The following is a 10,385-nucleotide window of genomic DNA, read 5'->3' on the forward strand; positions in this document are numbered from 1 at the left end:
TTGGGCGCTTCATACGGTCCTGTTCGGAATGTCGCCCGCCGTTGCAGAACCGTTACCCGTCGGCATCTTGCCGGACATTGATCCAGCAGAATTAATTTGTTCAGCGATTCGACAAAAATGCCGGTGTGGACGCCCTGGCACGGCGCACGCACCGGCTCCATCTGGGACGGTCTTCGGCGAGCCGGCCCCCGCGATCCCTGTCCACCGCGACAAAGGAGGCGGCGTGTCCCATTCTCGTCGTGCCCGTGTACCCATCACCGCGACCCTCATATCCCTGGCCCTCGCCTCGACGACCCTCTTCGGCCTGCCCGCGCAGGCGGCACCCGCCGCCGCGCAGGCCGCCCCGGCCGCGCAGGCCGCGCCGGCGATCGCGCAGGCCGCGCCGGTCACCCAGGCGCTCCCCCGGGCGGCACAGGTCGCCGACGAACCCTTCTCCGTCCTGGTGTTCTCCAAGACGGCCGGTTTCCGGCACGACTCCATCCCCACCGGCATCGCCGCCATCCAGCAACTCGGCGCGGCCAACGGATTCACGGTGGACAGTTCGGAGGACGGTGGCGCTTTCACCGACGCCAATCTGGCCCGGTACAAGGCGGTGATCTGGCTCTCCACCACCGGCGACGTCCTGGACGCCGAGCAGCAGGCGGCGTTCGAGCGCTACGTGCGTGCCGGCGGCGGTTACGTCGGCATCCACGCCGCCTCGGACACCGAGTACAGCTGGGCCTGGTACGGCGACCTGGTCGGCGCGTACTTCGCCAGCCACCCGGCCAACCAGCAGGCCACCGTCAAGGTGGAGGACCACGCCCACCCGTCCACGGCCGAGCTGCCGGACCGCTGGTCCCGGTTCGACGAGTGGTACAACTACCAGACCAATCCCCGGCCCGACGTGCACGTCCTGGCCAGCCTGGACGAGAAGAGCTACTCCCCCGGCGCCGGCGCGATGGGCGCCGACCACCCGATCGCCTGGTGCCAGGACTTCGACGGCGGCCGCTCCTGGTACGCCGGCGGTGGGCACACGCGGGAGTCGTACGCCGAGCCCGAGTTCCTCGGCCACCTGCTCGGCGGCATCCGGACCGCCGCGGGAGTGGCGGACGCCGACTGCGGCGCCTCGAAGACCGCCAGCTTCGAGAAGGTCACGCTGGACAGCAACACCAGCAACCCGATGGAGCTGGACATCGCCCCCGACGGGCGGGTCTTCTACATCGAGCGCGACGGTCGCGTGCAGATCGTCAAGCCCGACACCGGCAGCACCGTCACGGCCGTCGACCTGGACGTCTTCACCGGCAACGAGGACGGCCTGATCGGCATCCGGCTCGACCCGGACTTCGCCACCAACAACTGGGTCTACCTCTACTACGCGCCGAACGACGGCATCGCGCGCAACCTGCTGTCCCGGTTCACCGTGACCGGCGACACCATCGACCCGGCCAGCGAGAAGCAGGTGCTGCGGGTCGACACCCAGCGCAACACCTGCTGCCACGCCGGCGGCAGCATGGCCTTCGACGGCGAGGGCAACCTCTACCTGGCCACCGGTGACAACACCAACCCGTTCGAGTCGAGCTCGTACACCCCGATCGACGAGCGGCCGGGCCGCCAGGACTTCGACGCGCAGCGCACCTCCGGCAACACGAACGACCTACGCGGCAAGCTGATCCGGATCCACCCGGAGGACGACGGGACGTACACCGTCCCGACCGGCAACCTCTTCCCGGCCGGCACCGAGAAGACCCGCCCCGAGATCTACGCGATGGGCTTCCGCAACCCGTTCCGGATCGGCACCGACCCGAAGACCAACACCCTCTACGTCGCGGACTACGGGCCGGACGCCAACGCGGACAACCCCACCCGGGGCCCGCGCGGCCTGGTCGAGTGGAACATCGTCACCCCCGGCAACTACGGCTGGCCGTACTGCACCGGGACGAACGAGGCGTACAACGACTACACCTTCCCGTCCGGGCCCAGCGGGGCGAAGTTCGACTGCGCGGCGCCGGTGAACAACTCGCCCAACAACACCGGCCTCACCAACCTCCCGCCGGTCGTCCCGGCCACCGTCGACTACGGGTACGCCGGTGACGCGCGGTACCCGGAGATCGGCGGCGGCGGCGCCCCGATGGGCGGCCCGGTCTACCGGTACGACGCCGACCTCGCCTCCGACCGCAAGTGGCCGGCGTACTACGACGGCAAGGCGCTGCTCGGCGAGTGGAACCAGAACAAGATGTACACGATGCAGGTGACCGCCGACGGCAGGTCGTTGGTGGACATCAACCAGCTGCTCACCGGGATGAGCATGATCCGGCCGATGGACTTCGAGTTCGGCCCGGACGGTGCGCTGTACCTGATCGAGTGGGGCAGCGGCTTCGGCGGCAACAACGACAACTCCGGCATCTACCGGATCGACTACACGGCCGGTGACCGCGCGCCGATCGCCGCGGCGTCCGCCACCCCGACCTCGGGGCCGGCACCGTTGACGGTCACTTTCTCCAGCGCCGGGTCCCGCGACCCGGACGGTGGCACGCTCACCTACTCGTGGGCCTTCGGCGACGGACAGACCTCGACCGAGGCGAACCCGACGCACACGTACGCGACGGCGGGCAGCTTCACCGCCCAGCTCACCGTCACCAACCCGAAGGGCCGTACCGCGGTGGCCAACGTGCCAGTCACCGTGGGCAACACCGCGCCCACCGTGACCATCGAGTTCCCGCCGGACGGCGGCTTCTTCGACTGGGGTGACCAGGTCCGCTACACGATCAAGGTGACCGACCCGGAGGACGGCCAGATCGACTGCGACCGGGTGCAGCTCCAGGTGCTGCTCGGTCACGACGAGCACGCCCACCCGCTGGAGCAGCACACCGGCTGCACCGGCACCGTCCAGACGTCCCTCGCGTCCGGGCACGGCGCGGAGGCGAACGTCTTCGGGGTCTTCGAGGCCACCTACACCGACCGGGGCGGCAACGGCGGCGCCGGGCCGCTCACCGGGCGGGCCATCGAGCAGTTGCAGCCCAAGCGCAAGCAGGCCGAGTACTTCACCGGCACCGGGCGGGCCTCGGTGAGCACCGGCGGCGGGGACGCCGGCGTGCAGCGCGAGACCAGCGCCGACACCGCCGGCGGCGGCCAGAACATCGGCTTCATCGAGGACGGCGACTGGTGGTCGCTCGCCCCGGCGGACCTGACCAACATCACCGACATCCGGTTCCGGGCCGCCTCGGCCGTCGCCGGTGGTCGGGTCGAGGTCCGGGTGGGCGCGGTCGACGGGCCACTCGTCGCCACGGCCACCGTGCCGGGCACCGGCGGGTGGCAGACGTACACGGACGTGACCGCGCCGGTGACCGGCGCCGGGAGCGGCACGCTGTACTTCGTCGCGCGGGACCCGAACGGCGGGGCGGGCTCGCTCTTCAACGTCAACTGGATGGACTTCCTCGGCCGCGGCGTCACCGAGAACGCGCCGCCGGTGGTCAGCGCCACCGCCACGCCGGCGACCGGCACCGCGCCGGTCACCGTCGCGTTCGACGGCACGGCCACCGACGCCGAGGGGGACACCCCGCTGACGTACGCCTGGGACTTCGGTGACGGCGGCACGGCGACCACCGCGGACGCCAGCCACACCTACACCAGCCCGGGCACCTTCACCGCCACCCTCACGGCGACGGACAGCAGGGGCGCGAAGTCGTACGCCACGGTGCCGGTGCGGGTGGACGCGCCGAACACGTCCTGCTTCGGGGCGCGCTCGGACGACTTCGACGGCACCAGCCTCAACAAGAGCCGGTGGAGCAGTGTCGTCCGGGAGAACCAGCTCTACTCGGTCTCCGGCGGCGCGCTGCGGCTGCCCACCTCGGTGGGTGACCTCTACGGCGCCCGCAACGACGCCACCAACCTGGTGCTCCAGCCGGCGCCGTCCGGCGCCTGGCAGGCGACCACCCGGTTCACCCTGCCGGTGACGGCCAACTACCAGCAGGCTGGCCTGCTGGTGTACGGCGACGACGACAACTACGCCAAGCTGGACCTGCTGTACAACGGCAGCCGGCGGGTGGAGTTCATCCGGGAGACGGCCGGCACGCCGCGCAACGAGGCCGCCGACAGCACCGCCGCGCCCGCCGGTGACACGCTGCACCTGCGTCTCACCAGCGACGGGACGAACCTGACCGCGGCCGTCTCCGCCGACGGGCAGACCTTCACCCCGGTCGGCCGGTCCGCCGCGCTCGCCGGCATCACCAACCCACGGGTCGGCGTCTTCGCACTCAACGGCGGCACCGACGCGCCGGTGGTCGACGCGGGCTTCGACTGGTTCCAGGTCACGCCGGACGCCCCGGCCGGCCCGGTGAACCCGTCCGACGAGTTCACCGGCGACGCGCTGGACAAGTGCCGGTGGAACGCGATCCTGCGGGAGGACCCGAACGGTTACCGGGTCACCGGTGGCGCGCTACGGATCGATGTCCCCAACGGTGACATCTACGGCGGCGACAACACCGGGCCGAAGAACTTCATCCTCCAGACCGCGCCGTCCGGCGACTGGACCCTGGAGACGAAGGTCGACGGCAGCCTGCTGAACGAGCAGTACCAGCAGGCCGGCCTGATCGTGCAGGCGGACGACGACAACTACCTGAAGTTCGACTACATCGCGGACAATCAGGCCGGTCAGCCGGTGACGCGGCGGATCGAGTTCCGCAGCGAGATCGGCGGTGCGGTCCAGAACCCGCAGCCGGAGGCCGGCAACCTGACCGGTGCGGTGTGGCACCTGCGGCTCGCCCGCAGTGGCGACACCTTCACCGCGTCGTACTCGGCCGACGGGACGACCTGGACCGCGTTGGCGCCGCTCACCAACGCCGCGGTCGGGGCCACCCCGAAGGTCGGGCTGTTCACCCTCGGCGCCAACCAGACCGCCTCGAAGACCGCCGGGTTCGACTACTTCCGGCTCAGCACCGAGGCGGCCGACAAGACCGCGCCGGTGACCACGGCGGCGGTCTCGGGCACCCCGACCGACGGGTGGTACACCGGGCCGGTGACGGTCACGCTGACCGGCGCCGACGAGGCCGGCGGCAGCGGGTTGGCCGGCACGGCGTACCAGCTGGACGGGGCCACCACCTGGACGGACTACACCGCCCCGGTGGCGGTCAGCGGCGACGGCGAGCACGAGCTGCGGTTCCGCTCGACCGACGAGGCGGGCAACGTGGAGTCGACGAAGACCGTCGCGGCCAGGATCGACGCCACCGCGCCGGTCACCTCGGCGACGTTCGCTCCGGCGAACGACGCCGGCTGGCACGACGGGACGATCCCGGTCGTGCTGACCTCGACCGATGCCGGTTCCGGGGTCAAGGCGGTGGAGTGGTCGCTGGACGGTGGCGCGTGGACGCCGTACTCGACGCCGGTCGAGGTGACCGGTGACGGGCAGCACGAGCTGCTGTTCCGGGCCACCGACAAGGCGGGCAACGCCGAGACGCTCAAGTCGGCGGTGCTGCGGATCGACGGCGCCAAGCCGACGCTGCTGGTGTCCGGGATCGCCGACGGTCAGCTCTACGGGGACAGCCAGGACGTCCGGGTGTCCTGGCAGGCCGTCGACCCGACCTCGGGCATCGCGAGCGTGGTCGGCCGGTTGGACGGCCGGTCGTACGCCAGCGGCACCCTGCAGGCCATGTACGAGCTGCCGCTCGGCCTGCACGAGCTGACCGTGACCGCGACCGACAAGGCGGGCAACACGACCACCTCGGCGGTCCGGTTCTTCGTCACCACCTCGTTCCGCGACATGCAGAACCTGCTGGACCGGTTCAAGGCGACGGGGCGGCTGTCGGCCAACGCGCACAAGCAGTTGACGGCGAAGCTCGACGCGGCCCGCAAGGCCGAGGCGGCCGGCAACGACACGAAGGCGGTCAAGCAGCTGACCGAGTTCCGGGCCCTCGCCACCAACGCCGCCCTGGTGTCGGAGGCGGAGATCCGGGACGTCCTGATCCGGGACGCCGACGCCATGATCGTCCGGCTCGGCGGCGCGGCCAGCAAGGCCGGGGTGAAGGCGAACGACGGCGAGCCGGTCAAGGGCGCCGGTCGGCTCGGTGGCGATGCCACCCGGCTCAGCCCCGGTCGCCAGCTCTGATCCGACGAGGCCCCTCCCGGACGCTCCGGCGTCGGGGAGGGGCCTCCCTCATCCGCAGTGAGGAGACGTCCGTGACGCGTACCCGCAAGGTGTTCGCCGCCCTGCTCGCCGGACTGGCCCTGGCCCTGCTCTCCGCGGCGCCGGCCACGGCGCACACCGGCAAGCTCAAGCTGACCGTGGCCGGCGACGGCGCCGACGGCGTCACGGTGCAGGCCACGTACGCCGACGGGCACCGGCTGGACCGGCCGGTGCGGTTGGTCCTCACCGGCACCGGCCCGGAGGGGCGGCGGCTCGGCCCGGTGCAACTGGAGCCGGCGCCCGAGGGCCAGGGCTTCTACAGCAGCGGCGCGCTGCTGTCCCCGGGCGCCTGGAAGGTGACGGTGAGCGCCCCGGCGCCGAACAAGAGCGAGGCCACCGCCACCGTGCGGGCGAGGGCGGCCCAGTCGCCGCCGGCGCCCGCCCCGGTCCCGGCGACCGGGCCGGCGACCGACGCCCGTGCCGCCGCCGCGGGAAGCGCCTGGTGGTGGCCGGTCGGGCTGGCCGCCCTGGTGCTCACCGCGCTGGCGGTGGCGGTGCCCATGCTGCTCAGCCGACGCCCGCCGGGCACCCGGAACGACTGATCGGCCCCACCTGCCGGAAGTCGGGGTGTCCCCAACCTCGGGTCACCCCGACTTCCGGAAAGGCGTGTGGATCACGATTCCGCGCCGCCGCCGCGGCTCAGAGGATGGCGCGCAGCGCCGCCAGGTCCTCGTCGCCGGGCTCCCAGGTGCCGGCGGCGGCGTTGGCGTGCACCTGCTCCGGCGTGGTGGCGCCGGCGATCACCGAGGTCACCGCCGGCTGGGCGGCCAGCCCGCCGATCGCCACCTGGAGCATGGTCAGCCCGCGCTCGGCCGCGTACGCCTCGATCGCCTCGATGGTGTCCCAGTCGGCCGCGGCGAGCCGTTGGGCGTACCGGCCGCCGCCGGAGAGCCGGCTGCCGGCCGGCGGCTGCTCGTCGCGCTTGTACTTGCCGGTGAGCAGACCGTTGGCCAGCGGGAAGAACGGCAGCATGCCGAGGCCGAACCGCTCGCAGGCCGGGATCACCTCGGTCTCCACGGACCGCTCCAGGAGGCTGTAGTGGTTCTGCGCGCTGATGAAGCGGGACCGGCCGTTGGACGAGGCCACCCAGTCCGCGTCGGCGATCTGCCAGCCGGCGAAGTTGGAGTTGCCCAGGTAGCGCACCTTGCCGTCGCGGACCAGGTCGTCCAGCGCGGCCAGCGTCTCGTCGATCGGCGTGCCCGGGTCGGGCTCGTGCATCTGGTACAGGTCGATGTGGTCGGTGCCGAGCCGGCGCAGCGACGCCTCCACGGCACGGGCGATGTAGCGCCGCGCGCCCCGGGCGCCGTGGTCCGGCCCGTTGAGGCCGTTCATGTCCATGCCGAACTTGGTGGCCACCACCACGTCGTCCCGGCGTCCCTTGAGCGCCTGCCCGAGCAGTTCCTCGGAGTCGCCCTGCGGTTCGCCGTAGATGTCGGCGGTGTCGAAGAAGTTGATCCCGGCGTCCAGCGCGGCGTCCACCACCGCGCGCGTGCCGTCGAGGTCGAGCTTGCGGCCGAAGTTGTTGCAGCCGATGCCGACCACGGACACCACGAGCCCGGAGTCGCCCAGCCGGCGATAGGTCATCTCAGTCACGAGATCCACCCTATGCCGCCCCGACGGGCCACCGCCCGGCGACCGATCAGCCGACGTCCCAGACCGGTTCCGGGGTCTCCACCACCTCGCTGTCGCCCCGGAACAGCACGAACCGGTCGAAGGAGCGGGTGAACCAGCGGTCGTGGGTGACGGCGATCACCGTCCCCTCGAACGCGTTCAGGCCCGCCTCGAGGGCCTCCGCGCTGGCCAGGTCGAGGTTGTCGGTGGGCTCGTCGAGCAGCAGCAGGGTCGCCCCGGACAGCTCCAGCAGCAGCACCAGGAACCGGGCCTGCTGCCCACCGGAGAGGGTGCCGAAGCGCTGGTCGCCCTGCCCGGCCAGCTCGTAGCGGCTGAGCACCCCCATCGCCGCGTGCCGGTCCATCCCGGTCCGGTGCTCGTCGCCCCGCCAGAGGACCTCGACCAGCGTCTTCGACATCAGCTCCGGCCGGTCGTGGGTCTGGGAGAAGTGCCCCGGGCGCACCCGGGCGCCGAGCCGCGCCGCGCCGTCGTGCGCCACCGGAGCGAGCGCGCCCGCCCCGTCGACCGGCCCGTTGGCCGGGTCGGGGTCGCTGCCACCCCGGGCCAGCAGCCGCAGGAAGTGCGACTTGCCGGTGCCGTTGGCCCCGAGCACCGCCACCCGGTCGCCGTACCAGATCTCCAGGTCGAAGGGGTAGGTCAGGCCGTCCAGCTCCAGCTGGTCGCAGACGACCGCGCGCTTGCCGGTCCGCCCGCCGGTCAGGCGCATCCGGATGTCCTGGTCCTTCGGGGGTACGGGCGGCGGCCCGGCCTCCTCGAACTTGCGCAGCCGCGTCTGCGCGGCCTGGTACCGGGAGGCCAACCCGTCGTTGTACGCGGCCTTCTGCTTGTACATCAGCATCAGCTCGCGCAGCTTCTGGTGCTCCTCGTCCCAGCGCCGGCGCAGCTCGTCGAGGCGGGCGTGCCGGGCCACCCGCGCCTCGTGCCAGCTGGCGAAGCCGCCCGGGTGCACCCAGGCGCTGCCGCCCTCCACGGCGACCACCCGATCGGCGGTCTGAGCCAGCAGCTCACGGTCGTGCGAGACGTACAGCACCGACTTGGTCGACTCGGCGAGCCGCGCCTCCAGCCAACGTTTGCCGGGCACGTCGAGGAAGTTGTCCGGCTCGTCGAGCAGCAGCACCTCGTCCGGGCCGCGCAGCAGCAGCTCCAGCGCGAAGCGCTTCTGCTGTCCACCGGAGAGGGTGCGGACGGGCCGGTCCCGGACGGCGTCCCACGTCAGGTCGAGGACGATGGTGGCGACGGTGTCGAAGAGCACCTCGGCGTCGTACCCGCCGGCCTCGCCCCAGGCGCCCAGCGCGTCGGCGTACGCCATCTGGGTCTTGGCGGCGGCGGTGCTGTACTTGCCGCGGACCTCGGCCGCTCGCATGGCCGCCTCGGTCTCGCCGAGCCGGCGGCCGGCCTCGCGCAGCGGCGGTGGGGCCAGCGACAGCGCCAGGTCGGCGAGCGTCGACCCGTCGCCGATCATGCCGATGAACTGGCGCATGACGCCCAGCCCGCCGGCCCGCGCGACGGCTCCGGTACGCACCGGCAGGTCACCGGCGACCATCCGCAGCAGCGTCGTCTTACCCGCGCCGTTCGGCCCGACCAGGGCGACCTTGGCGCCCTCACCGACCCGGAACGACACGTCGGCGAAGAGTTCCCGACCGTCGGGCAGGATGTGCCCGACCCCTGCCACGTCCACGTATCCCACGCCGGGATCCTGCCCCAGCGAGGGTGGGGCGGTACATCCAATTACCGGGTGACCCGCAGCACCCGGAAGCCCTTCTGGCTGGCGTGCCGCTCGACCTGCCAGCCCTGGTCGGTGAGCCAGCGGTGCAGCGAGTCGCCGCCGAGGTGCCGGGCGACCACCAGCCAGCCGACGCCGTCCGGGGCGAGTCGGGGCAGCCAGCGCAGCAGCAGGTCGTGCAACCCGTCCTTGCCGATCCGGATCGGCGGGTTCGACCAGAGCTGGGCGAAGCGGATCTCCGCCGGCACGTCCTCCGGCGCGCCGACCCGGACCCGGTCACCGGCGCCGACCCGGGCCGCGTTGGCCGCGGTCAGCTCGCGGGCGCGGGCGTTGACGTCGACCGCCCACACGGTGCTGGCCGGCGCCAGGTCGGCCAGCACGCAGGTGATCGGCCCGAACCCACAGCCCAGGTCGAGCAGATCCCCCGTGGTGTCGGCGGTGGGCAGCTCCGCCTTGCGGAGGAGGACGGCGGTGCCCGGGTCGAGACGGGTGGCGGAGAAGACCCCGCCGGCCGAGGCGAGCCGGTAGTCGCGGTCGGCGACGGAGAACTCGACCTCGCGCGGCGGGGCGTCGCTGGCGGGCTGAGCGGTGAAGTAGTGGTCGCCGGTCACGCCGGCAATTCTCGCACCGGCCCGGGTACGGCACGACACGGCCCACACCTACATTTCCCGTTATTACCCCCTAAAGGGACAATGCCTCCTACTCTGGGCGACATGGTGTATCGGTACGAGTCCGATGAGGACGCTTTCGTGGAGTACCCCGATGACGGGTCCGACCTGTCGGTGCGCGGCGCCGGTCCGCCGGGGCGGACGGGGCGGCGTTGGGTTGGAAGGTCGGCGTGACCTGCGGCTGTGGGTCGCGATCGACCAGGAG

The 10,385-nt window shown here is 72.2% G+C and carries 5 protein-coding genes; 2 read left to right on the forward strand and 3 right to left on the reverse strand.

Annotated features, from left to right (window positions below):
* Positions 1 to 223 precede the first annotated feature (223 nt).
* Both DKT68_RS09615 and DKT68_RS09620 read left to right on the forward strand, forming a co-directional pair.
* Positions 224 to 6,079 (forward strand): ThuA domain-containing protein, encoded by a 5,856-nt coding sequence (locus DKT68_RS09615; protein ID WP_109817076.1) that lies wholly within the window; start codon positions 224 to 226, stop codon positions 6,077 to 6,079.
* Positions 6,080 to 6,150: 71 nt separating this feature from the next.
* Positions 6,151 to 6,699 carry a hypothetical protein gene (locus DKT68_RS09620; RefSeq protein ID WP_109817077.1) on the forward strand — a complete coding sequence of 183 codons (549 nt, stop codon included), beginning with the start codon at positions 6,151 to 6,153 and terminating at the stop codon, positions 6,697 to 6,699.
* A gap of 97 nt (positions 6,700 to 6,796) precedes the next feature.
* Here DKT68_RS09620 and DKT68_RS09625 read toward each other — a convergent pair whose 3' ends face one another.
* Genes DKT68_RS09625 through DKT68_RS09635 form a run of 3 tightly spaced genes read right to left on the reverse strand, consistent with a single transcriptional unit; the run spans position 6,797 to position 10,123 of the window.
* Complete coding sequence (locus DKT68_RS09625) at positions 6,797 to 7,759, reverse strand: aldo/keto reductase (protein WP_201748973.1); 963 nt, start codon at positions 7,757 to 7,759, stop codon at positions 6,797 to 6,799.
* Between the two features lie 37 nt (positions 7,760 to 7,796).
* Complete coding sequence (locus DKT68_RS09630) at positions 7,797 to 9,476, reverse strand: ABC-F family ATP-binding cassette domain-containing protein (RefSeq protein WP_109817079.1); 1,680 nt, start codon at positions 9,474 to 9,476, stop codon at positions 7,797 to 7,799.
* 41 nt (positions 9,477 to 9,517) lie between these two features.
* Entirely contained in the window at positions 9,518 to 10,123 is a 606-nt protein-coding gene (locus tag DKT68_RS09635) for a class I SAM-dependent methyltransferase (RefSeq protein ID WP_109817080.1), read from the reverse strand.
* Positions 10,124 to 10,385: the final 262 nt, after the last annotated feature.

The sequence above is a fragment of the Micromonospora acroterricola genome (genome assembly GCF_003172955.1).
Lineage (GTDB): Bacteria > Actinomycetota > Actinomycetes > Mycobacteriales > Micromonosporaceae > Micromonospora > Micromonospora acroterricola.